A 23022-nucleotide genomic window follows, 5' to 3' on the forward strand; every position below is an offset into this window, starting at 1 on the left:
GAATCGCTTCGCGCAGTCACCCCTCGGATGGTAGTGGCCTGGGCATACATGCCCCACTGGTTTGGCGCTGTATCAAGCGGCGGGCCCGTGACTCTGACTGAAGAACGCCGTTACCGGGGGAGGACAGGCCATGGCACCTCAGCGATTCCATGAGCAGTTCGAACAGATCCAGCGCTCCATGCCGGACGTTCCACTGGCGATGGGGCCGGACGACGCCGCCGAGTTCCTGTACGAGAAGGGGGTCGTCCTCGCCCGCGACGGCGAGGAGGCACGGGTCGTCGAGGACACCGTGCGCGCCCACTTCACCGCCACCACCGGCCTGGTCGCCGACCAGGTGCGCAGGGCAGGACCGGAGGCGAACCGCACCGGGGTCACCCGCATCCAGGTCGGCGACCCGAACCACGGCGACCGCACCGGCGACCGCGCCGTCGGGCACGCGCTGCGCGCCCTGCGGGAGGCGGAGGGCCGCACCGGGCGCCGGCTGGTCAGCCGCAACCACATCGTGTCCACCACGGGGAACGCCAACTCCTGCAACCCCTGCGAACCGCTGCCCGCCCTGCTCACCCAGATCCCCAACCCGCAGCCCGTGGTCGGTGGTTACGACCCGGACACCGCCGTCAGCGTGCTGGTGATGGACACCGGTCTGGTGCACGACTACCGCTCCTACCCGCTTCTCGACCGCGTCCAGGGCGACCTGCAGGTCACCGAGACCGACGCCGAGGGGATCCTCCAGCAGTACGTCGGCCACGGCACGTTCATCGCCGGTCTCATCGCCGCCCTCGCCCCGAACACGGACATCACCGTCACCAACACCCTGAACGACGCGGGCGCCATCCTGGAGTCCGAGTTCGGCGCCAAGCTGTTCGAGGCGGTCGACCAGCACGGCTGGCCGGACATCATCAGTCTCTCCGCCGGCACCTCGAACGGCAGCGCCGACGGGCTGCTCGCCGTCGAGGCCTTCATGGACGCCCTGCGCGACCAGTCCACCCTGCTCGTCGCCGCCGCCGGCAACAACGGCAGCGCCACCAACTTCTGGCCCGCCGCCTGCGCCGACCTGCCCGGCTACGACAACACGGTCCTCTCGGTCGGCGCGCTGCGCAGCGACGGCGAGTACGGCGCCTGCTTCACCAACCACGGCAGCTGGGTGAAGGTCTACGCCCCCGGCGAGCAACTCATCGGTGCCATGGCCGGGTTCGACGCACCCGTGCCGTACGTGTACCAGCACACCACCTACGACGCCTGCCGGTTCGGCTTCACCTACGCCTGCACCTGCCAGTACCCGCGCCACACCGGCGTGTTGACCGACACCGGGACGACCGGCCCCGGCAAACCGGACCAAGTGATGTTCGAAGGGTTCGCACAGTGGAGCGGAACATCGTTCGCCACCCCCATCGTGGCCGGCCTCGTCGCCGACCGGATGAACACCAGCAAGGAGCCCGACCCGCGCATCGCGCGCACCCGGCTCCTGGAGGACATCACGGAGTACGCCGAGGTGCGCGGCGCCCATGTACCGGCGCTCCGCCCGGCCAGCTGGCAGCCGGTACCGGTCGTAAGGCTGGCTACTACGGCCTGAGTTCCGGAACACTCCCCTCCACGGCGTACGATGACTTGCCGTACACGAGGGGTGGGACCGTGGACCGAGCAGAGGTCGGCGCGTTGGTCCAGTCCGCCGTCGACGGCGACGCGGCGGCCTGGAAGGCGCTCGTGGAGGGGCTGAGCCCACTGGTGTGGTCCGTGGTGCGCGCGCACCGGCTCTCCGACGCCGACGGGCACGAGGTGTACCAGACCGTGTGGTTCCGGTTCGCCCAGCACCTGGGCCGGATCCGGGAGCCCGACAAGGCGGGCTCCTGGCTGGCCAGCACGGCGCGCAACGAGTGCCTGAAGGTGATCCGGGGACTGACCCGGCTGCTGCCGACCGACGATCCCCAGGTGCTGGACCGGGTCAGCGACGACCGTACGCCCGAACAGTCCCTGATCGACGCGGAGGACGAGGCGGACGAGGCGGAGCGGATCCGCCTCGTCTGGCAGGAGTTCGAGGAACTCGGCGACCGCTGCAGGCAGTTGCTGCGTGTCCTGATGGCCTCGCCGCCGCCCAGCTATGTCGAGGTGTCCGTCGCGCTGGGTATCGCCGTGGGCAGCATCGGCCCGCTGCGCCAGCGCTGTCTGCGCCGGCTGCGGGCCCGGCTCGACGCGAGGGGTGCGGTGTGAGCGACCACGACTTCCCGGCCGGCGAGGGTTTCGACGACGCCGAGTTCGACGCCGACCTCCTGGAGGAGGAGCTGCGCCGCGCGGCCGCCGTCCTCGACCCGCTCCCGGCCGAGCTGCTCCAACTGGCCATGGACGCCTACGCGCTGCACGACCTGGAGGCCCGGGTCGCCGAGCTGACCTTCGACTCCCTGGTCGACGCCATCCCCGTCAGAGGCGTCGAGGACCCGCCCCGGATGCTGACCTTCCGGGCGGGCGAACTGACCGTGGACGTCGAGGTCACCGGCGACGGGCTGCTCGGCCAGCTGCTGCCCCCGCAGTCTGCGCGGATCGAGGTGCTCGGCGGTCCCGGGGCGGCCCGCCCGCTCACCGTCGACGGCATGGGCCGCTTCGCCGGCGACACCCCGCCCGCCGGGCCGTTCGCGCTCCGGCTGCGCACGGGCGGGGACGTGATCGTGACGGAGTGGCTGCGGGCGTGAAGCCTCGCCCGCGCGCAACCTCGCCCTGAACCGGCGACGGGAAGCCCCGCTGCCGGTCCGCGGCTCGCGCCCGGGCCTCCTGGCCGCAGCGGGACTTCACACGGTTGCGGAGCGGCCGGACGGCCGGTGCGACGCGCTCGGCGGTCTGTGTCCGGTCCGGCCGCCGGTCACCAGGCGGCCGGCAGCATCCGCGGCCCCCGGATCATCGTCTTGCGGCGCCACTCCACCCCCTCGGCCGGCACCGCGAGCCGCAGCCCCGGCAGCCGGTCGAGGAGGGTGTCGACCAGCAGTTCGGTCTGCAGCCGGGCCAGCACCGCGCCCGTGCAGTAGTGCGCACCGTGGCCGAAGGCGAGGTGCGGGTTGGGGTCGCGGTCCGGGTCGATGCGGTCCGGGCCGGGGAAGACGGCCGGGTCGCGGTTGGCGGCGAGGTAGGAGACGTAGACCGGATCGCCGGCCGTGATCCGGGTGCCGTCGGCCAGCTCGACGTCCGCCAGGGCGATCCGGGCGAGCCCCACCGTGCTGCGGTGCGGAATCCAGCGCAGCAGCTCGTCCAGGACCGGCCCGCGCTCCGCCGGCCGCTCCCGCATCCGCGCCATCAGCTCCGGCCGCGTCAGCATCAGGAACAGCATCTGCCCGCAGTTGTGGGTGACCGCCTCGCCGCCGATCTGCAGCGGGCCGGCCAGCCCGACGGCCTCCTCCTCGCCGATCTCGCCGCGGGCCACCGCGACCCCGAGCAGCGAGTACACGTCGTCACCCGGACTGCCGGCACGCGCGCGTACCGCCTCGGTGATCCACCCGTACAGCCCCTGCTTCGCCGCGCCGGCGGCCTCGACCCCGCCCGAGGTGGAGATGATCTGCCGGGTCCAGGCGTGCACCCGGTCCCGGTCCGCCTCCGGCACCCCCATCACCTCGCTGACCACGGTGATCGGGAACGGCTCAAGGACCCGCTCGACCAGATCGGCGGGCGGCCCGTCCCGCACGACCCCGTCGACCAGTTCGTCGAGGATCTCCTGTGCCCGGGGCCGCAGCCGCTTCATCGCACCGACCGTGAAGGCGCCGGCGAGCGGCTTGCGCAGCCGGTTGTGGTCGGGCTGGTCCGCCCACGCCAGCGAGCCCGGCCGGGGCTTGAAGTGCGGGGCCAGCCGGGTCACCTGGCGCCGGGTGACCTCGGCGCGGCTGAACCGCGGATCGTTGGTGACGGTCCTGACGTCCTCGTACCGGGTGGCGAGCCACGCCCAGCCCTCGCCGTACGGCAGCCGGATCCGGGTCACCGGCCCTTCCGTCATCAGGGCGGCGAGGACCGGGTCGAAGTCCGTGCCCTCCAGTTCGAGCGCGGGCCAGTCGCGCACCGGCGGCGCGGCCTCGCAGACGGGCGCGAGCGGCCCGGTCGCCGCGGGCGCGGTCGTCTCCGTGGTCGTGGGCGCGGTGATCTCCGTGGTCATGTCTCCACGGTCGTACGGCCCTCACCCCGTGTCCTGCCGGAATGCTCCAGCCGGAGGGTCAGCCGCCGGCCGCGTCCACGAGCGCGGCGAGGGCGGCGGCGAGCCGGTCCGCTCCCGGGCCCGCCGGACCGCCGGGCTCGGTCATGTAGAGGTCCCGCCGGATCTCCACCATCAGTGCGGCGACCCGCGCGTCCGTCCCGTAGAACTCCAGCGGCACGTAGGTCCCGCCGAACGGGCTGTCCAGCGCCGTCTCGCCGCACCCCGCGAAGGCCGTGCGGGCCGCCTCCGTCAGCCCGGCCGGGGTGTGGAAGGCGTCCGTGCCCAGGCACACCGGCGGCCGCGGCCCCGCCCCGTGCAGCTCGTAGGGCAGCGCCCGGCTCGGATAGGAGTGCACGTCGATCACCACGGCCCGCCCGGTCGCGGCCAGCCGCCCGGCGACGGCCTCCGTCATCGCCCGGGCGTACGGCCGGAAGTACCGCTCGACCAAAGGCCCGTGGTCGGACGACTCGTCCCGCAGCACACCCCGGTGCGTGGTCCGCGTGTACACGGCCCCCATCCCGGCGGCGAGCATCTCCTCCCGCTCGTCCGGGAACCGCTCGGGATCGACGACCAGCCGCGACAGCCGGTTGACGAACCGCCAGGGGGTCACCCCGGCCAGCGCGGCCGCGGCCTGTGCGAGCTCCGCCGTGTGCGCGTCCGTGATGTGGTCCAGCTCCCGCTCCAGGCCGGCGTCGTCGAGCACGATGCCCGCCCTGACGCCGGCCGGGATCGTCCGCGCCGAGTGCGGCACGTGCAGGATCACGGGCGACCCGGCGGCGCCGGGCAGGAGTGCGTACGACGGCTGGGACACGGGCGGCTCCCGGGGCGTTGGCAGGGGCAGGATGCGGGATCAAGATGTCACATCGACGCCGGACGGGGCGGGGCGGTTCTCGTACCGCTCCGCGAGCGCATCGAGGCGGTCCGCCCCGCCGGCCGGCCCGGGGTGAGCCCTCAGCCGAGCAGTTCCCGCACCAGCGCGCCCACCTGTTCCGTCTCGATCAGGAAGCCGTCGTGGCCGTACGGCGACCCGATCACCCGGAGCCGGTCCGCGGACGGGATCAGCGCCGCCAACCCGGCCTGCTGGGCCGGCGGATAGAGACGGTCGGAGTCCACGCCCGCCACCAGCGTGCGGGCCGTGACCCGGCCGAGGGCCGCGCGCACCCCGCCCCGGTCGCGGCCGACGTCATGGGCGTTCATCGCCTCCGACAGCACCACGTAACTGCCCGCGTCGAACCGCCGCACCAGCTTGGCGGCATGGTGGTCGAGGTACGACTCGACCTGGTAGCGGCCGCCGTCGAAGGGGTTCTCGGCGCCCTGCGGGGTCCGGCCGAAGCGGATCGCGAGCTCGGGTTCGCTGCGGTAGGTGACATGGGCGATCCGGCGGGCCAGGCCCAGCCCGGTGTCCGGGGCGCGCCCGGTGCCGTGGTAGTCGCCGCCCTGCCAGTCGGGGTCGGAGCGGATCGCGGTGAGCTGGACGGCCGACCACGCGATCTGCTCCGCGCTCGCCGCCGCCGTCGTGGCGAGCAGCAGCAGGGCCCCGGCCCGCTCCGGGTATGTCACCGCCCACTCCACGGCCCGCATCCCGCCCATCGAGCCGCCGACGACGAGCGCCCACCGCTCGATGCCCAGGGCGTCGGCCAGCCCGGCCTCGGCGGCGACCTGGTCGCGCTGGGTCAGGAAGGGAAAGGCACCGCCCCAGGGCCCGCGCCCGTCGGCCCGCTCCGTGGCCGGACCGGTGCTGCCCTGACAGCCGCCCAGGACGTTCGGGGCGACGACGAACCAGCGGTCGGTGTCCAGCGCCAGCCCCGGCCCGATCACGCCCTCCCACCAGCCGGCGGTCGGATGCCCCGGCCCGGCGGGCCCGGCGGCATGGCTGTCCCCGGTGAGCGCGTGCAGCACGAGCACGGCGTTGGCGGCGTCGGGGGCGAGCCGGCCCCAGGTCTCGAACGCCAGCCGTACGCCGGGAAGTTCACCGCCCGCCTCCAGCGGCAGCGGCTTCTCCGCCGCGTACCACTGCCGACGCCCCGGCGGATCCCCCTCCCGCCAGGCCCCGCGGACCGGCGGAAGGGGGAGGGGAACCTCGTGATGCGGTACGGCGTTCAGGACGCCGCGCCCTTGGCGGCGCGGAATCCGGCCTCCAGGTCGGCCTTGAGATCGGCGAGGTTCTCGATGCCGACGGACAGCCGCACCAGGCCCGGCGAGGTCCCGGTCGCCGCCAGCTGCTCCTCGTCCAGCTGGCTGTGGGTGGTGGACGCCGGGTGGATGATCAGGCTCCGGACGTCACCGATGTTGGCGAGGTGGCTGAACAGCTCGACCGCGTCCACGAACCGCTTGCCCGCCTCGATGCCGTCCCGCAGTTCGAAGGAGACGATCGCGCCGGCGCCGCGCGGCAGGTACTTCTGCCCCGCCTCGTACCAGCGGCTGGACGGCAGGCCCGGGTAGTGGACGGCGGCGACCTCGTCGCGCTGCTCCAGCCACTCGGCCAGCGCCTGGGCGTTGGCCGAGTGCCGCTCCAGCCGCAGGCTCAGCGTCTCCACGCCCTGCAGCAGCAGGAACGCCGAGTGCGGGGAGAGCGCCGGGCCGAGGTCGCGCAGCAGCTGCACCCGTAGCTTGATCGCGTACGCGCCCGGGCCGAGCGCCGGCCAGTAGCGCAGGCCGTGGTAGCTGGGGTCGGGCTCGGTGAAGTCGGGGAAGCGGTCGGAGTGCGCGCCGAAGTCGAAGCTGCCGCCGTCGACGACCACGCCCGCGATCGCCGTGCCGTGCCCGCCGAGGAACTTGGTCGCCGAGTGCACCACGATGTCCGCACCGTGCTCAAGGGGCCGCAGCAGGTGGGGAGTCGGGACCGTGTTGTCCACGATCAGCGGTACGCCCGCCGTGTGCGCCACGTCCGTGACCGCCCGCACGTCGAGCACGTTGCCGCGGGGGTTGCCCAGCGTCTCCGCGAACAGCGCCTTGGTGTTCGGGCGGACGGCCGCCCGCCAGGCCTCGGCGTCGTCCGGGTCGTCCACGAAGGACACCTCGATGCCGAACCTCGGCAGCGTGTGCCGGAACAGGTTGTACGTGCCGCCGTAGAGGGACGTGCTCGACACGATGTGGTCGCCCGCGCCCGCCAGCGTCAGGATCGCCAGGGTCTCCGCGGCCTGCCCGGACGACAGCGCGACCGCCGCGACCCCGCCTTCCAGGGCGGCGATCCGCTGCTCGAAGACGTCCTGGGTGGGGTTGTGGATGCGGGTGTAGATGTTCCCGGGCTCGGCGAGCGAGAACAGGTCCGCGGCGTGCTGCGTGTCCCGGAACACGAACGACGTCGTCTGGTAGATCGGCGTCGCCCGGGCGCCGGTCGTCGGGTCCGGCGCGGCCCCGGCGTGGACCTGCCGGGTCTCGAACGACCAGGCCGAGGTGTCGGGCCCGGCGGGTGCCTCCTCGGGCGTGTGACCGGCGGTGACGGAGTCGATGGGCTGGCTCATGGTGCTGCTCCTCGTGCGGGAAGGCAGGACGGCGTGCGCGTACGGGCACGCGTCGGCAGAACAGGGGAACGGGACAGGGCGTGGGAAGGACCGGAGCGGGGCGTCAGCTCTCGGCGCGACACCCTGTGGTGGTGACACGCACGTGGTCGACATGACGCCGGGTCACAAGCACCGTCATGGGTCGAGCGAACCACAGCGGGTCACCGCGGACCAGCCACGCGACACGCGTGACACGCAGACTTCACGAACGACATACGTGTGTCACGCCGGGCGCCCCGTGTGGCCGGTGTGACGGCGGCGAGGACGTCTCACGAGGTCCACGTCCATGTCGTCGAGGATGTCGGGCACAAGGGCTGCCGGCCTTGGACGCGTTCCTGACGTTCGGTCGGGAAACGGAGGTCCGGGCGTACCGCCCCTCCGGCGTGATCGTTGCGATCGGCCTGGTCTGTCGCCCGTGGATACCCGATCCGCGGCCCGGCAACGGACGATCAAGTGGGGTGGGGCGCATGGCCGGGGCGGGCGGCTTGCCGAGGTGCGCACGGTGTGCATAGTGAGTGCTGTGTCCATCCCGGGCGGGTGCGGGCGGAGGGGGAAAGCCGTGGTGCGCTACGTTCACCATCAATTGATAACCGTCGTCGAGGCGGGGGTCGCCATGGCCGTCACCGTGCCTGTGGTCCTGGGCGTGCGCGGGCTGCCGCAGGTCGACACCTTCAAGGTGGCTCTCTTGCTGTACTTTGCAGGGGCCAGCGCGTTCTTCGGCCTGCTGGCGGTTTCGACCGGGTCAAGGTGGCTGGGCGGAGAGAAGCGCGATTTCGAGAGCGCAGTCCCCCTGGCCGACCCCGAGGCGATACTCCCCGCCTCGCGTGAGTCCTGGCGCCGCAGTTTTGACGGAGTCTTCGTTGTCCTCGTCGGACTGCCGTCCCTGGTTTTCGGCCTGCTCTGGAGTCCCTGGGCCATCGGTTGGGCGGTCTTCTTCGTGCCGGAGCGGATCGTCAAGGGCGCGTACGTGTTCTTCTGGGAGCGGCGCCACGGCGTATTCCTATGGCGTGGCCAGGTCGAGGAACAACCCCTGGGCAAGGACCAGTTCCTCTATTCCTCACCGCGGATCGCGACGCCCGGGTGACTTCGCTCTGCGCGGCGGGGGCGGAGGGCGCTGTCCGTGCCGTAGAAGTGGCCCTGGTCGCACAGGGTGTCGATCTCGGCGCTTTCTTCCTTGCTCAGTTGTGCATCCAGCGCGACGCTGAGGACGCGTCGGGCGCGGGCCAATCGCCGAGCGACATCCCAGTCGGCGATGAATCTGCCGACGGTGTGCTCGTCGGCGGTTCCGGATGTCTGGCGGGATCCGAGTCGGTCGAGGGAGACGACGAACTCGTTCAGGTCCTGCAGCACTGCGACGACCTCGCTGAGGGGCACGCGGATCTCTCGGGAGGACATGTCCATCAGCCGATTCAACACGACCGTCGACGCCTCAGTCGGCACCGCCGGCCGGAGCGTCCTGCCATCCGGGCAGGGTGAGTTCGTCGTCGCGAAGCGACCACGCCGGGGAGTGGCCGGACGGCGGGTCGGCGAGGACCCGCAGCTGCTGCGGCCGGTAGTCGTCGTGCGCGTCCTCGACGCGGAAGCCCGCCGAGGCCAAGACCGCGGCCATCGCCTGCATCATCGCGGCTCCGACCGCACTGGCATGCCGCAGGACAGGCTCGTCCAGTTGCTTCAGCCTGAAGGCGCGCATCGCGCGGGCCCGCAGGCGAGGGCTTGCCTGCCAGGCCACGAATACGCCGCCCGCCGCGTCGGCACCGTCGTCGATGTCCACCTCGGCACCGCCGGCCAGGACCGGGTCCAGCCCCGGCGCGACCACGGGAAGGCCCGCGGCCGCCAGCTCGTTGCGGACCTTCCGGGCGAGCGCGTCCAGGGCCGCGGACTGTTCAGTACCCACTCGTTCGAACACTCGATCAATCTAGCCAACCGCAGCGCGGAACCCCTGATGACTGTGCTGACGCGGCGCCCGAAGCCGTCCGAGCGTTCCTGGCCGAGGAGACCGCCGGCCGGGATGGGGCAGACATCCGCACCGGCGTACCCGGGCGGCCTTCCCGACCGGAAAGACCTTCCACATCTGTGAGGAGGGACCGTTGCCCGGTTCACCGTCGAGGACCTCGACGTGCCGGTGCGACGACACCGGGTCGAACAGGGGAGATCCAGCCCCCGACGTCAGACTGCAGGGCGGGGACGGGAGTCGAGCTCGGCCGCGCGTGTCCGCAGCTCGCTCAAGGCCGCTACGGCATGGAGCGCGAACGGTTCGCCCTCGTCCGACTTCAGCCAGCGCTCGACGGCGATTCTGAAGGCGAGCATCCCCACTTCCGCCCCCAGCCGGGCGGTCAGCTCGTCCGTGCCGCGTGCGCGCAGGGCGGCGCTGACCGCCCCGGCGATCCTGGCGTGCTTGAGCAGTCCCCGCTCCTGCAGTTCGGTGTTCGCCGCCACCACCAGCACGCGCTGGGCGGCCTTGGCCCGCTGCTGCGGGGTCATCGCGACCTCGGCGGCCGCGAACGCGGCCTGCAGGCACTCGGCGAGCGTCGCATCCGGCGAGGCGCCGCGGATGGCGTCGCCGAACAGCCCGGCCAGCACGTCCTCGCCGCCGGTGCGGTGCTCAACGCCGTCGGCGACGAAGGCGTGCCCGTCCGCGAGATCGCCGAGGCCATCGGCCGGCAGCTGAACGTGCCGGCCAGGTCTCTGCCCGCCGCGGAGTACGAGGGCATGCTCGTGCACCTGCTCGGCACCGACATGCCCGCCTCCAGCACCATCACCCAGGAGCTCCTGGGCTGGAAGCCCACCCACGCCGGCCTCATCGAGGACATCGAGCAGGGCCACTACTTCATGTGACCGACCCGGTTGAGGGCGCAGCGCGAGGAGGTTCCCGACGTGACGACGTGACGACGTGACGACGCGACGGCGCGACGGCGCGACGACGTGACGACGTGACGACGCGACGACGTGACGGCGCGACGATGCGCATCGCCGGCCGGCGTCGTCCCGGACGACTGCGTGACCGGGTGACGGCCGGCCGAGTCGATCACCGCGGTCCGGTGGTTGCGGCCGAAGCGCCGGTCGGCCCCGGAGCCGGACCCCGAGCCGGACCCCCGAGCGAGGCCACGTACATCCGCACTGTCAGACCCTGCGCCTAGTCTCGGAACCATGACCGCCCACCAGCTCTCGCGTGCCGACGCCCGCCGTATCGCCGTCCGGGCGCAACTCCTCGACGCCGCCCGGCCGGACGGTCTGCTCGACGTGGTGCGCGGACTGACGCTGCTGCAGATCGACCCGACCGCCGCCGTCGCCCCCAACGCCGACCTGGTGGCGTGGAGCCGGCTCGGATCGTCGTACACGCCCGCCGAGTTGACCGCGGCACTGGAGAAGCGGACGCTGCTGGAGCTGCAGGCGATGATCCGTCCCGGCGAGGATCTCGCGCTCTACCGCGCCGAGATGACCGAGTGGCCGGAGCGCGGGACACCGGCGTCCTGGCGGGAGTACCACCGGACGTGGGCGGCGGCCAACGACGCCTGCCGCCGGGACATCCTCGCCCGGCTCGGCGCCGAGGGGCCGCTGCCCTCGCGGGCCCTGCCGGACACCTGCGCCGAGCCGTGGCGGTCGAGCGGCTGGAGCAACAACCGCAACGTCACCAAACTCCTGGAACTGATGGTCCAGCGCGGCGAGGTCGCCGTCGCCGGACGCGCCGGCGGCGACCGGCTCTGGGATCTCGCCGACCGGGTCTACCCCGGCGTACCGCCCGTCCCGGTCGAGGAGGCCCTGCGCGTCCGCGACGAGCGTCGGCTGCGCGCGCTCGGCATCGCCCGCACCCGCGGCCCGGAGTGCCCGGTCGAACCGGTGGGCGTCGGCGAGGCGGGCGAGCCGGCCGTCGTCGAGGGCGTGCGGGGCACCTGGCGGGTCGATCCGGCCCGGTTGGGCGTTCCCTTCGAGGGACGCGCGGCGCTCCTGTCACCCTTCGACCGGCTCGTCCACGACCGCAGGCGCACGACCGAGCTGTTCGAGTACGAGTACCAGCTGGAGATGTACAAACCGGCCGCCAAACGCCGCTGGGGGTACTTCGCACTGCCGATCCTGTACGGCGACCGGCTGGTCGGAAAGCTCGACGCCACAGCCGACCGGACGGCGGGGCGGCTGCGGGTCGACGCCGTCCACCAGGACGTGCCGTTCACCAAGGCCATGAGCGCCGAGATCGGGCAGGAGATACAGGACCTGGCCTGCTGGCTGGACCTGGAACCGACGCTGCCGGAGTGAGGCTGCCGGACAGAGCTCCGCCCCGGCGGGCGGGGTGCCTGCCGGGGCGGAGACTTCGAGAGGCGGCTTCGGCTCAGAGGGCCGCGAGCGCCGCGTTCCAGGTGGCCGACGGGCGCATGACCGCGTCCGCCTTGGCCTTCTCGGGCTGGTAGTAGCCGCCGATGTCGGCCGGGGAGCCCTGGACGGCGAGCAGCTCGTCGACGATCTTCTGCTCGTCGGCGGCGAGCGACTCGGCGAACGGCGCGAACGCCTTGGCCAGGTCGGCGTCGTCGGTCTGGGCGGCCAGCTCCTGCGCCCAGTACAGGGACAGGTAGAAGTGGCTGCCGCGGTTGTCGATGCCGCCGACGCGACGGGTCGGGGACTTGTCCTCGTTGAGGAAGGTCGCCGTGGCGCGGTCGAGGGTGTCGGCGAGGACCTTGGCGCGGGCGTTGCCGGTGAAGTCGGCGTACTGCTCGAAGGACGGCACCAGGGCGAAGAACTCGCCGAGGGAGTCCCAGCGCAGGTAGTTCTCCTTGACCAGCTGCTGGACGTGCTTCGGCGCGGAGCCGCCGGCGCCCGTCTCGAACAGGCCGCCGCCCGCCATCAGCGGGACGACCGACAGCATCTTGGCGCTGGTGCCCAGCTCCAGGATCGGGAAGAGGTCGGTCAGGTAGTCACGGAGCACGTTGCCGGTGACGGAGATGGTGTTCTCGCCGCGGCGGATGCGCTCCACGGACAGCTTGGTCGCCTCGACGGGGGAGAGGATCCGGATGTCCAGGCCCTCGGTGTCGTGCTCCGCCAGGTACTGCTCGACCTTGGCGATCAGCTGCGCGTCGTGCGCACGGCCCTCGTCCAGCCAGAAGACGGCCGGGTCGCCGGTGGCGCGGGCACGGGTGACGGCCAGCTTCACCCAGTCCCTGATCGGCGCGTCCTTGGTCTGGCAGGCGCGGAAGATGTCACCGGCGGCGACCGGCTGCTCGATCACGACGTTGCCGGCCGCGTCGACCAGGCGGACCGTGCCGGCGGCGGCGATCTCGAAGGTCTTGTCGTGGGAGCCGTACTCCTCGGCCTTCTGCGCCATCAGGCCCACGTTCGGGACCGAGCCCATGGTGGACGGGTCGAAGGCGCCGTTGGCCCGGCAGTCCTCGATCACGGCCTGGTAGACACCGGCGTAGGAGGAGTCCGGGATGACGGCGAGGGTGTCGGCCTCCTGGCCGTCCGGGCCCCACATGTGGCCGGAGGTGCGGATCATGGCCGGCATCGAGGCGTCGACGATGACGTCCGACGGCACGTGCAGGTTGGTGATGCCCTTGTCGGAGTCGACCATGGCGAGGGCCGGGCCCTCGGCGATCTCGGCGTCGAAGGAGGCCTTGATCTCGGCGCCCTCGGGCAGGTTCTCCAGGCCCTTGAGGATGCCGCCCAGACCGTCGTTGGGGGACAGGCCGGCCGCCTTGAGCGTCTCGCCGTGCTTCGCGAACGTCTTCGGGAAGAAGACGCGCACCACGTGACCGAAGATGATCGGGTCGGAGACCTTCATCATCGTGGCCTTCAGGTGCACGGAGAACAGGACGCCCTCCTGCTTGGCACGGGCGATCTGCGCGGCCAGGAAGTCGTTGAGCTGCGCCACGTGCAGCACGGAGGCGTCGACGACCTCGCCCGCGAGGACCGGTACGGACTCCCTGAGGACGGTGGTGGTGCCGTCCTCGGCGACCAGCTCGATCTTCAGCGCGCCGGCCTCGGAGATCACCGCGGACTTCTCGGTGGAGCGGAAGTCGTTCTCGCCCATGGTCGCGACGTTGGTCTTGGACTCGGAGGTCCAGGCGCCCATGCGGTGCGGGTGGGTCTTGGCGTAGTTCTTGACCGAGGCGGGGGCGCGGCGGTCCGAGTTGCCCTCACGCAGGACCGGGTTCACGGCGGAACCCTTGATCTTGTCGTAGCGGGCGCGGATCTCGCGCTCCTCGTCCGTCTTCGGGTCGTCCGGGTAGTCCGGCAGCGCGTAGCCCTTGCCCTGGAGCTCGGCGACAGCGGCCTTCAGCTGCGGGATCGACGCCGAGATGTTCGGCAGCTTGACGATGTTGGCCTCGGGCGTCTTGGCGAGGTCGCCCAGCTCGGCCAGGGCGTCGGCGATGCGCTGGTCCTCGTTCAGGTACTCCGGGAAGTGGGCGATGATGCGGCCGGCCAGCGAGATGTCGCGGGTCTCCACGGCGACACCGGCCTGCGAGGCATACGCCTGGATCACCGGCAGGAACGAGTGCGTCGCGAGGGCCGGGGCCTCGTCTGTGTAGGTGTAGATGATGGTCGAGTCAGTCACCGGGTGCTCCGCTCCACGTCTGCAACATTGCTCGACATCAAGATATCTCGTGATCGACCCATGCTCGACAGGGGTCCGCGACTCGGAAGATCCGGTTGTCCGGTTGTCATACGACGGGCAACCGGATCGGTCAAAAGGGTGGTCATGACAAACGAGCCACCACACGAGCCACCACCGACCCGGCGGCCGGACCGACCACCCGGCCGCCCGAGCGAAAGCGGACCATGAGATATCGGACCAGAGTGACGGCCCCGGCGGCCGCCCTGCTCGGCACGGCGACCGTCCTGGCCACGGGGGCCCCGGCCCTCGCGCGTCCCTTCTCCGCGGGGGAGAAAAGCGGCGCCGCGAGGGCCGGGGGCAGCACACCGGCCCCGGGCCCGGAGACCCTCGGCGACCCCGTCTACCCGGCCCTCGGCAACGACGGCTACCGGGTCCTCGCCTACGACCTCGACCTCGCGTACGACGCCACGACCCTGCTGGTCGACGCCACCGCGACCCTGCGCATCCGCACCACCCAGGACCTGTCCCGCTTCTCCCTGGACGCCCTGGGCCTGGACGTGTCCGCCGTACGGGTGGACGGCCGGGACGCCGCCTTCGAGCAGGCGGACGAGAAGCTGCGGATCACCCCGGCCCGGCCGCTGTGCGAGCGGGCCGACGTCACCGTGTGCGTGACCTACACGGCCGACCCGCGCCGCACCCTCCCGCACACCGCCTGGGTGCCCACCCCGGACGGCTTCGCGATCTGCCCGCAGCCGAACTCCGCGCACACCGTCTTCCCGTGCAACGACCATCCGTCGGACAAGGCGGACTTCACCTTCCGCATCACCGTCCCGAGCGGCCTGCGCGGCGTCGCGAACGGCCTGCTCACCTGCGTCGAGGACCTCCCCGGCGACCGGACCGCGTACGCGTACCGCTCCCGCTCGCCGATCGCCACCGAACTCGTCCAGATCACCGTCGGCGACTACGTGATCAAGGACCGGCCGGGCCCGCACGGTCTGCCGCTGCGCGACGTCGTCCCCACCGCCCGCGCCGCCGCCCTGGAGCCGGCGCTCGCCCTCACCCCGGGCCAGGTCGCCTGGCTGGAGGACCGGCTCGGCGCCGCCTTCCCGTTCGAGACGTACGGCCTGCTGCCCTGCGACTCCGACGACCCGAACGCCTTCGACTTCACAGGACTGGAGACCCAGACTCTGACCTTGTACAAGCCGAACTTCCTGCTCCAGGCGGAGCCGAAGATCGGCTCGCACATGATGCACGAGCTGGTCCACTCGTACTTTGGCAACCTGGTCTCCCCCGCCACCTGGGCCGACCTCTGGCTGAACGAGGGCCACGCCGACTTCTACGGGCTGCTCTACCGCTACGAACGCGGCTGGCCGGACTCGCTTGGCCTGACCACCATGGAGGCCCGGATGAAGGACACCTACGCCCGCGGCGACCAGTGGCGCCATGACTCGGGCCCGGTCGCCGCCCCGAACGAGGTCGACCTCTTCGACAGCCAGCGCTACCTCGGCGGCGTCCTGGTCCTGTACGCCCTCCGCGAGCTGGTCGGCGAGGACGCCTTCCACACGGTCGAGCGCACCTTCCTGGACCGCTTCCGGCGCCGTTCGGCCTCGACGGAGGACTACATCGCGGTGGCCACGGAGGTCACCGGCCAGGATCTGTCCGGCTTCCTCCGCGACTGGCTCTACGGCACGACGACCCCGCGCATGCCCAACCACCCCGACTGGACGGTCACCCCGGTGACCCCGGCCCTCGCCGCCCCGCACAGCCTGCGCGGCGGCCACCACCACGACAACTCGGCCACGCTCTGAGCAGCGGGCAGGGGGCTAGTCGGTGACCGGCGCTTCCGCGGTGCGCTGCTGCGGGATCACCATGGCCCCCTGCTGGAGCGCCACCGTGCGGGCCGGAGCCGGGATGCGGATGCCCTCCTCGCGGTAGCGGCGGTGCAGGCGCTTGACGAACTCGTGCTTGATCCGGAACTGGTCGCTGAACTCGCCGACGCCCAGGATCACCGTGAAGCCGATCCGCGAGTCCCCGAAGGTGTGGAAGCGGATGGCCGGCTCGTGGTCCGGGACCGCGCCGGTGATCTCGGTCATGGTCTCGGCGATGACCTCGTGCGTGACCCGCTCGACGTGGTCGAGGTCGCTGTCGTAGCCCACCCCCACCTGTACCAGGACCGTCAACTGCTGCTCGGGACGCGTGTAGTTGGTCATGTTGGTCTTCGCCAGCTGGCCGTTGGGGATGACCACCAGGTTGTTGGAGAGCTGGCGGACGGTCGTCTGGCGCCAGTTGATGTCCACGACATAGCCCTCCTCGCCGCTGCTCAGCTGGATGTAGTCGCCCGGCTGGACGGTCTTGGAGGCGAGGATGTGGATGCCCGCGAAGAGGTTGGCCAGGGTGTCCTGGAGGGCGAGCGCGACCGCGAGACCGCCCACGCCCAGGGCGGTGAGCAGGGGCGCTATGGAGATGCCCAGCGTCTGGAGCATCACCAGGAAGCCGATCGCCAGGACCAGCACCCGGGTGATGTTCACGAAGATCGTGGCCGAACCGGCGACCCCGGAGCGGGACTGGGTGACCGACTGCACCAGCCCGGCGATCACCCGCGCCGCCGACACCGTCACCGCGAAGATGAGCAGCACCTTCAGGCACTGGTCGGTGTGGTGCTGGACCGTCCTCGTCAGCGGCAGCACCGCCGCCGCGGCGGCCGCACCGCCCGCGATCGCCGCCCACGGGACCACCGTGCGCAGCGCGTCCACGACGACGTCGTCACCGCTCCAGCGGGTCCGCTTGGCGTGCTTGGCCAGCCAGCGCAGCATCCCGCGCGACAGAAAGGCCAGCAACAGACCCGCCGCGAGGGCGATTCCGGCCAGGACCAGGTCATCGACGGTGAGCGCTCGGTTCACCGGTTACCTCCATTCGATTGTGCAACCGCTCATCCTGCCGTATCCGCACGGAGGTTCGTACCGGCCGCACCCGTGTGCGCTTGTGCTGCCCCTCGCCACTGCGGCAGGCTGTCGCGCAGTGATCGTCAGGGGAGGCTCGATGACAGGTCCGGTGCTCGCCGTCGACCAGGGCACGTCCGGCACCAAGGCCCTGGTGATCTGCCCCGAACGGGGCGTCATCGGCACCGGATTCGTCGCCGTGCGGACCCGGCACCTGCCCGGCGGCCGGGTGGAGGCCGACCCCGTGGAGCTCTACGACTCGGTGCTCGTCGCCGGCCGCCGGGCGCTCGCCGAGGCCGGCGAACCGGTGACCGCGCTCGGCCTGGCCAACCAGGGCGAGACCGTCCTCGCCTGGGACCCCGGCACCGGGCGTCCGCTCACCGACGCCATCGTCTGGCAGGACCGCCGGGCCGAGTCCGTCTGCGCCGGACTCACCGAGCACGCCGAGGAGTTACGCGCCCTCACCGGCCTCCCGCTCGACCCCTACTTCGCCGCGCCGAAGATGGCCTGGATCCGCCGGCACCTCACCACCGGGGGAGTCGTCACCACCACCGACGCCTGGCTGGTCCACCGGCTCACCGGCGCCTACGTCACCGACGCCGCCACCGCCGGCCGCACCCACCTCCTCGACCTGGACCGGGTGCAGTGGTCGTCCCGCGCCCTCGACCTCTACGGGCTGTCCGCCGAACACCTTCCCGAGATCGTCGACAACGCCCAGCTCGTCGGCACCACGAAGGAGTTCGGGGACAAGATCCCGATCACCGGCCTCGCCGTGGACCAGCAGGCCGCCCTTCTCGCCCAGCGCATCACCGGGCCCGGCGGCGCCAAGTGCACCTACGGCACCGGGGCCTTCCTGCTCGCACACACCGGCGACACACCCCGGCACAGCACCTCCGGACTGGTCAGCTGCGTCGCCTGGCGCCTCGCCGGAGAGCCCGGCTACTGCCTGGACGGCCAGGTGTACACCGCCGCCTCCGCCGTGCGCTGGCTCACCGACCTCGGCGTGATCTCCGGCCCCGCCGACCTGGACCGGGTGGGCGGCACCGTCCCCGACACCGGCGGGGTCACCTTCGTCCCCGCGCTGGCCGGGCTCGCCGCCCCCTGGTGGCGCGGCGACCTGCGCGGCTCCCTCACCGGGCTCGGCCTGGACACCGGCCCCGGGCATCTGGCGCGGGCCCTGTGCGAGGGCCTCGCCGCGCAGGTGGCGGAGCTCGCCGAAGCCGCCGAGACCGACCTCGGCACCCCGCTGACCGCGCTGCGCGTCGACGGCGGGCTGACCCGCTCGGCCCTGCTCATGCAGACCCAGGCCGACCTGCTGCAACGCCCCGTCGAGGTGTCCACGGTGCCCGACGCCACCGCCCTGGGCGTGGGCGCGCTGGCCCACCTCGGCAGCGACCCCGTCGACTTCCTGCCGGACAGCAGGCCGTCCGCCGTCTACGAGCCGCGCATCTCCGCCGCCGAGGCCGCCGACCGCCTGGGCGTCTTCCGGGCCGCCGTCGCCACCCTGCTCGACGGGCCGGTGGCCGGATCCGGCTCCGGAGCCGGATCCGGAGTACCCGCGTGACGGTCACCGCCGAGGGGCCGCTGCCTTCCGCCCCGTACGACGTGACGGTCGTCGGCGCCGGGGTCGTCGGCAGCGCGATCGCCCGCGAACTCGCCCGCCACCCGCACCTCAGGGTCGCTCTGGTGGAGGCCCAGGACGACGTCGGCCAGGGCACCTCGAAGGCCAACACCGCCATCCTGCACACCGGGTTCGACGCCCACCCCGGCACCCTGGAGGCCCGCCTCGTCCGCGAGGGCTCGCGCCTTCTCGCCGCGTACGCCGCCGAGTCCGGCATCCCGGTCGAGCCGGTCGGCGCGCTGCTGGTCGCCTGGGACAGGGAGCAGCTGGCCGCCCTCCCGGACCTCGCGCGCAAGGCCGTACGCAACGACTGCCACGACACCGGGCAGTTGGGCGCCGACGAGCTGTACGCCCGCGAACCCCACCTCGGCCCCGGCGCGCTCGGCGCACTGCACGTGCCCGGCGAGAGCATCGTCTGCCCGTGGAGCACCACCCTGGCCTACGCCACCCAGGCGGTCCGAGGGGGCGTCGACCTCCACCTCAACACCCAGGTCACGGCGGTGAGCCGACGCGACGGCATCCACACCCTCACCACCTCGCGCGGGCCGCTGCACACCCGCCACCTGGTCAACGCGGCCGGCCTGCACGCCGACACCCTCGACCGCCTCCTCGGCCACCGCGCCTTCACCGTCACCCCGCGCCGGGGCCAGCTGATCGTCTACGACCGGCTCGCCGGCGCCCTCGTCCGGCACATCCTGCTGCCGGTCCCCACCGCTCTCGGCAAGGGCGTCCTGGTCGCCCCGACGGTCTACGGCAACGTCCTGCTGGGCCCGACCGCCGAGGACCTGGACGACAGGACCGCCACCCAGTCCACCGCGCAGGGACTCGCGCTGCTCCGCGAGAAGGGCCGCCGGATCCTGCCCGCGCTCCTCGACGAGGAGGTCACCGCCGTCTACGCGGGTCTGCGCGCCGCCACCGAACACGACGACTACCGCATCTCCGCCCACCCCGGCCAGGCGTACGTCACCGTCGGCGGCATCCGCTCCACGGGCCTCACCGCGTCGCTCGCCATCGCCTCCCATGTCACCGGACTGCTGGGGGACGCGGGGCTGGACCTGAAGAACCCCGTCGACCTGGAACCGGTGCGCATGCCGAACCTCGGCGCGGCCTTCCCCCGTCCGTACCAGCAGGGTTCTCACGTCGTCGTCTGCCACTGCGAGCACGTCACCCTCGGCGAGATCCGGGACGCCCTCGCCGCCACGATCCCGCCACGCGGCCTGCCGGGCCTGCGCCGCCGCACCCGGGCCGGGGCGGGCCGCTGCCAGGGCTTCCACTGCGGGGCGACGGTGCGGGAGCTGTTCGAGAGGGCGGGCAGACCGTGACGGCCGAACGCCACGTCGACGTACTCGTCGTCGGTGCCGGTCCGGCCGGTCTCGCGGCCGCCGCCCGGCTCGCCGTCGCCGGAGCCGGCCGGGTGGAGGTGCTGGAGCGGGAACAGGAGGCCGGGGGAGTGCCCCGGTACTGCGCCCACGGCGGATTCGGCACCTGGACCCGGCCGCTGACCGGTCCGGCCTACGCCCGCCTGCTCGTCGAGGCGGCCGCGCGGGCGGGAGCGGTGGTCCGTACGGGGGTGACCGTGCTGGACTGGGCCGGTTCGACGGCGCCCTTCCGGGCGCTGGGGGTCCCCCCGGCCGAAGGCTGGGGGAGGAACTGCGCGACCAGCCACGACGGCGCCGCAGTCGGCACACGGCAAGCGGAGCGCCTGGGCCTCGCCACGATCGGCGTGCGCGGCCCGGAGACGGTCACCGCACGGGCGGTGGTCCTCGCCACCGGCGCCTACGAACGCCCGCGCGCGGCACGGCTGATCCCGGGCACCCGGCCCGCCGGGATCCACACCGGGGGAGAGCTTCTGCAGGCCGTGCACCGCTACCGCCAGCCGATCGGCGAGCGGGCGGTCGTGGTCGGGGCCGAGGACGTGTCGTACGCGGCGGCCGGGACCGTACGCGCGGCGGGCGCCGAGGTGGTCGCCATGGTCACCGACCGGCCGCGCGCCGGGTCCGTCCGTGCCCTGGACGCCCGGCTCCGCTCCCGCGTCCCGCTGCTCACCGGCACGACGGTCACCGAGATCCTCGGGCACGGACGGCTGTCCGGCGTACGGATCCGGCACCGCGACGGGCGTACCGGCGTCCTCGCCTGCGACACCGTCGTCCTCACCGGGGACTTCGCCGCCGAGGACGAACTCGCCCGGCGGGCCCGGATCGCCCTCGCCCACGGGCCGTACACCGACCGCCCGGGCGTCTTCGCCGCCGGCGGTCTGCGGCACCCGGGACTGGACGTCCGGGCGGCGACCCGGGAGGGGGTCGAGGCGGGGCGGGCGGTGCTGGAGTGGCTGGTCAGTCGCCCGTGAAGGACCCGTGCCGGCCCGCCCCCGACGCGAACCGCGCCGCGCCGTCCAGGCCTTCCGCCAGCACGCCCATCCCGTGACGGATCTCGGCGCTCATCGCCGCCGTCTCGGCCAGCCCCTCCTGGTCCAGCACCGACGCGCGGTCACTGCGCAGGCAGGCCTGCGGGAAACCCGCGATGGACGCGGCGAGTTCCTCGGCGGCCGCACGGGAGCGGCCGACGGGGACGACCCGGTTGGCCAGGCCCATCTCGTACGCCTCGGGGGCCGGGACCGGGCGGCCGGTGAGGATCAGGTCCATCGCCCGGCCGGTCCCGATCAGCCGGGGCAGCCGGACCGTGCCGCCGTCGATCAGCGGCACGCCCCAGCGGCGGCAGAAGACGCCGAACACCGCGTCCTGTTCGGCGACCCGCAGATCGCACCACAGGGCCAGCTCCAGGCCCCCGGCCACGGCGTGCCCGGCGATCGCCGCGATCACCGGCTTGGACAGGCGCAGCCGGGTCGGGCCCATCGGGCCGTCGCCGTCCTCCGCCACCCGGTTGCCGCGCTCGCCGCCCATCGCCTTGAGGTCCGCACCCGCGCAGAACGTGCCGCCCTCGCCCCACAGCACCGCCACCCGGGCTTCGTCGTCCGCCTCGAACTCCCGGAAGGCGGCGACCAGTTCGGCCGCCGTCGGCCCGTCCACCGCGTTGCGCACCTCGGGCCGGGAGAGCACGACCGTGGTGACAGGACCCTTGCGTTCGAGGCGGACCGGCATGCGTTTCCCTCCCTGGGAAGGCCACCCCGTGTCAGATGACCTTGAGTCGTACCAGCGCTCCCAGTGTCAGGGCTCCCGGCAGCAACGGCACCCACACGGTGATGATCCGGTACGCGAGGACGACGGCCGTGGCCACCGCCACCGGGCCGCCGGCCGCCACCAGCGCCACGATCAGCGCCGCCTCCACCGAACCCAGGCCGCCCGGTGTGGGGATGAGGGCGACGGCGACCGTGGCCGCCAGGTACGCCAGCGCCATGTGCGCGGGCGGCACATCGAGCCCCAGGGCCTGCCCCACCGCCACCAGACCGGCCGCCTGGAGCGCGGGGAAGGCGAGCGAGCCGCCCCACAGCGCCAGCGCCCGGGACGGCCGGGTGTGCACCGAGCGGGCCTCGCCCAGGGCGCTGCGCACGAAGCGGACCACCGGCTCGCGCACCCGACGGACGAGGAACAGCGCGGCGAGCGCCACGGCCACCAGTGCGCCGGCGACGGCCAGGACCGGTCCGACGTCCCCGTCGGGGAGCAGGCCGTCGAGCCGGAGCGCGTCGGGGAAGGCGACGAAGAACACGGCCATCAGGCCCACCCGGGCGATCGACTCGGCGAGCAGATAGAGGGCCAGCGCGGCGGAGGAGGTGGCGAGCGGCACCCCGCACACGGTCATGAACCGCAGGTTGACCGCGCCGGAGCCGAGACCCGTCGGCAGCAGGTGGTTGGCCGAGCCCGCCGCGAGCTGGGTGGCCAGCAGCCGCCAGCGGGGCAGCGGCTGGACGACGGCACCCTGCCGGGTGAAGGCGGCGGCCACCCAGGTCAGGCAGGTGGCACCGCCGGCCGCCAGCAGCCAGGGCCAGGAGGCGTCGCGCAGGTGGCCGAAGCCCTCGACGAGGACCGGCCAGTGCTGCACCGCGATGACCGCGACCAGCACGAGCGGAATCAGAGTGAGGATGTGCCGCCAGGGGATGCGGCGGGCGAGCCGGGGGAGACGGCTCTCACGGAAGCCGGGGATTCTTACCGCTGTCACATCGGGAGAGGTTTTCCGCGCCGGCCCAACTGCGGGTGGCGGCAGAGGAGACGCCGGATGACAGACGGGAAGCGGGTGGGGGCTCATCTGGTCCTTCGTACGGGGGACGGCGAGCGGACATTGACCTCAATGAAGCTTGA

Annotated in this window: 21 protein-coding genes; 10 read left to right on the plus strand and 11 right to left on the minus strand. The window is 72.8% G+C overall.

The window, feature by feature from the left end; all coding sequences use genetic code 11:
* Positions 1 to 130 precede the first annotated feature (130 nt).
* The 3 genes from SSP29_RS40765 to SSP29_RS40775 are packed head-to-tail and all read left to right on the plus strand — an operon-like array spanning position 131 to position 2684.
* Positions 131 to 1573 (plus strand): S8/S53 family peptidase, encoded by a 1443-nt coding sequence (locus SSP29_RS40765; protein WP_089105996.1) that lies wholly within the window; start codon positions 131 to 133, stop codon positions 1571 to 1573.
* A gap of 35 nt (positions 1574 to 1608) precedes the next feature.
* Positions 1609 to 2208: an RNA polymerase sigma factor gene (locus SSP29_RS40770; RefSeq protein ID WP_438363837.1), complete on the plus strand. Its 600-nt coding sequence runs from the start codon at positions 1609 to 1611 to the stop codon at positions 2206 to 2208.
* Complete coding sequence (locus SSP29_RS40775) at positions 2205 to 2684, plus strand: hypothetical protein (protein WP_089105997.1); 480 nt, start codon at positions 2205 to 2207, stop codon at positions 2682 to 2684. The genes SSP29_RS40770 and SSP29_RS40775 overlap by 4 nt, the downstream gene beginning before the upstream one ends.
* A gap of 167 nt (positions 2685 to 2851) precedes the next feature.
* On the opposite strand, the gene SSP29_RS40780 is transcribed toward SSP29_RS40775, so the two are convergent.
* The 4 genes from SSP29_RS40780 to SSP29_RS40795 form a co-directional block, all read right to left on the minus strand.
* Complete coding sequence (locus SSP29_RS40780) at positions 2852 to 4126, minus strand: cytochrome P450 (protein WP_089105998.1); 1275 nt, start codon at positions 4124 to 4126, stop codon at positions 2852 to 2854.
* A gap of 58 nt (positions 4127 to 4184) precedes the next feature.
* Positions 4185 to 4976, minus strand: a complete 792-nt coding sequence (locus SSP29_RS40785; RefSeq protein WP_089105999.1) for an N-formylglutamate amidohydrolase — start codon at positions 4974 to 4976, stop codon at positions 4185 to 4187.
* 140 nt (positions 4977 to 5116) lie between these two features.
* Entirely contained in the window at positions 5117 to 6268 is a 1152-nt protein-coding gene (gene metX, locus SSP29_RS40790) for a homoserine O-acetyltransferase MetX (protein WP_089106000.1), read from the minus strand.
* The gene (locus SSP29_RS40795; RefSeq protein WP_089106001.1) at positions 6265 to 7629 is read right to left on the minus strand and encodes a bifunctional o-acetylhomoserine/o-acetylserine sulfhydrylase; all 1365 of its coding nucleotides are present in this window, start codon (positions 7627 to 7629) and stop codon (positions 6265 to 6267) included. The genes metX and SSP29_RS40795 overlap by 4 nt, the downstream gene beginning before the upstream one ends.
* A gap of 598 nt (positions 7630 to 8227) precedes the next feature.
* Here SSP29_RS40795 and SSP29_RS40800 point away from each other — a divergent pair.
* A complete protein-coding gene (locus SSP29_RS40800; RefSeq protein ID WP_089106002.1) occupies positions 8228 to 8752 on the plus strand; it encodes a hypothetical protein in 525 nt (174 codons plus the stop codon).
* On the opposite strand, the gene SSP29_RS40805 is transcribed toward SSP29_RS40800, so the two are convergent.
* From SSP29_RS40805 to SSP29_RS40815, 3 genes are all read right to left on the minus strand, one after another.
* A complete protein-coding gene (locus SSP29_RS40805; RefSeq protein ID WP_089106003.1) occupies positions 8719 to 9108 on the minus strand; it encodes a hypothetical protein in 390 nt (129 codons plus the stop codon). The two genes, SSP29_RS40800 and SSP29_RS40805, sit on opposite strands and share 34 nt — an antisense overlap.
* Entirely contained in the window at positions 9098 to 9562 is a 465-nt protein-coding gene (locus tag SSP29_RS40810) for a hypothetical protein (protein ID WP_150135877.1), read from the minus strand. The genes SSP29_RS40805 and SSP29_RS40810 overlap by 11 nt, the downstream gene beginning before the upstream one ends.
* A 272-nt stretch (positions 9563 to 9834) precedes the next feature.
* Complete coding sequence (locus tag SSP29_RS40815) at positions 9835 to 10248, minus strand: TetR family transcriptional regulator (protein WP_089106005.1); 414 nt, start codon at positions 10246 to 10248, stop codon at positions 9835 to 9837.
* Positions 10249 to 10266: 18 nt separating this feature from the next.
* On the opposite strand from SSP29_RS40815, the gene SSP29_RS40820 reads away from it, so the two are divergent.
* Positions 10267 to 10503, plus strand: coding sequence for a Rossmann-fold NAD(P)-binding domain-containing protein (locus SSP29_RS40820; RefSeq protein ID WP_089106006.1), 237 nt, complete (start codon positions 10267 to 10269; stop codon positions 10501 to 10503).
* 312 nt (positions 10504 to 10815) lie between these two features.
* Positions 10816 to 11919: a DNA glycosylase AlkZ-like family protein gene (locus SSP29_RS40825; protein ID WP_089106007.1), complete on the plus strand. Its 1104-nt coding sequence runs from the start codon at positions 10816 to 10818 to the stop codon at positions 11917 to 11919.
* 73 nt (positions 11920 to 11992) lie between these two features.
* On the opposite strand, the gene SSP29_RS40830 is transcribed toward SSP29_RS40825, so the two are convergent.
* Positions 11993 to 14209: an NADP-dependent isocitrate dehydrogenase gene (locus tag SSP29_RS40830; protein ID WP_089106008.1), complete on the minus strand. Its 2217-nt coding sequence runs from the start codon at positions 14207 to 14209 to the stop codon at positions 11993 to 11995.
* Positions 14210 to 14433: 224 nt separating this feature from the next.
* Here SSP29_RS40830 and SSP29_RS40835 point away from each other — a divergent pair, with 224 nt between their 5' ends.
* Positions 14434 to 16017 (plus strand): M1 family metallopeptidase, encoded by a 1584-nt coding sequence (locus SSP29_RS40835; RefSeq protein WP_089106009.1) that lies wholly within the window; start codon positions 14434 to 14436, stop codon positions 16015 to 16017.
* A 15-nt stretch (positions 16018 to 16032) separates the two neighbouring features.
* Here SSP29_RS40835 and SSP29_RS40840 read toward each other — a convergent pair whose 3' ends face one another.
* The gene (locus SSP29_RS40840; protein WP_089106010.1) at positions 16033 to 17109 is read right to left on the minus strand and encodes a mechanosensitive ion channel family protein; all 1077 of its coding nucleotides are present in this window, start codon (positions 17107 to 17109) and stop codon (positions 16033 to 16035) included.
* A gap of 139 nt (positions 17110 to 17248) precedes the next feature.
* On the opposite strand from SSP29_RS40840, the gene SSP29_RS40845 reads away from it, so the two are divergent.
* The 3 genes from SSP29_RS40845 to SSP29_RS40855 are packed head-to-tail and all read left to right on the plus strand — an operon-like array spanning position 17249 to position 21116.
* Positions 17249 to 18712: an FGGY family carbohydrate kinase gene (locus SSP29_RS40845; RefSeq protein ID WP_089106011.1), complete on the plus strand. Its 1464-nt coding sequence runs from the start codon at positions 17249 to 17251 to the stop codon at positions 18710 to 18712.
* Positions 18709 to 20091 carry an FAD-dependent oxidoreductase gene (locus SSP29_RS40850; RefSeq protein WP_089106012.1) on the plus strand — a complete coding sequence of 461 codons (1383 nt, stop codon included), beginning with the start codon at positions 18709 to 18711 and terminating at the stop codon, positions 20089 to 20091. The genes SSP29_RS40845 and SSP29_RS40850 overlap by 4 nt, the downstream gene beginning before the upstream one ends.
* A complete protein-coding gene (locus SSP29_RS40855) occupies positions 20088 to 21116 on the plus strand; it encodes an NAD(P)/FAD-dependent oxidoreductase (RefSeq protein WP_089106013.1) in 1029 nt (342 codons plus the stop codon). Before SSP29_RS40850 ends, SSP29_RS40855 begins: the two co-directional genes overlap by 4 nt.
* Here the strand turns inward: SSP29_RS40855 and SSP29_RS40860 are convergent.
* Together SSP29_RS40860 and SSP29_RS40865 are read right to left on the minus strand one after the other, a co-directional pair.
* Positions 21103 to 21867, minus strand: coding sequence for a crotonase/enoyl-CoA hydratase family protein (locus tag SSP29_RS40860; RefSeq protein WP_089106014.1), 765 nt, complete (start codon positions 21865 to 21867; stop codon positions 21103 to 21105). The genes SSP29_RS40855 and SSP29_RS40860 overlap by 14 nt on opposite strands.
* A gap of 31 nt (positions 21868 to 21898) precedes the next feature.
* Positions 21899 to 22882 (minus strand): lysylphosphatidylglycerol synthase transmembrane domain-containing protein, encoded by a 984-nt coding sequence (locus SSP29_RS40865; protein ID WP_245883492.1) that lies wholly within the window; start codon positions 22880 to 22882, stop codon positions 21899 to 21901.
* Positions 22883 to 23022: the final 140 nt, after the last annotated feature.

Source organism: Streptomyces hyaluromycini (genome assembly GCF_002217755.1).
In the GTDB taxonomy this organism is placed as follows: domain Bacteria; phylum Actinomycetota; class Actinomycetes; order Streptomycetales; family Streptomycetaceae; genus Streptomyces; species Streptomyces hyaluromycini.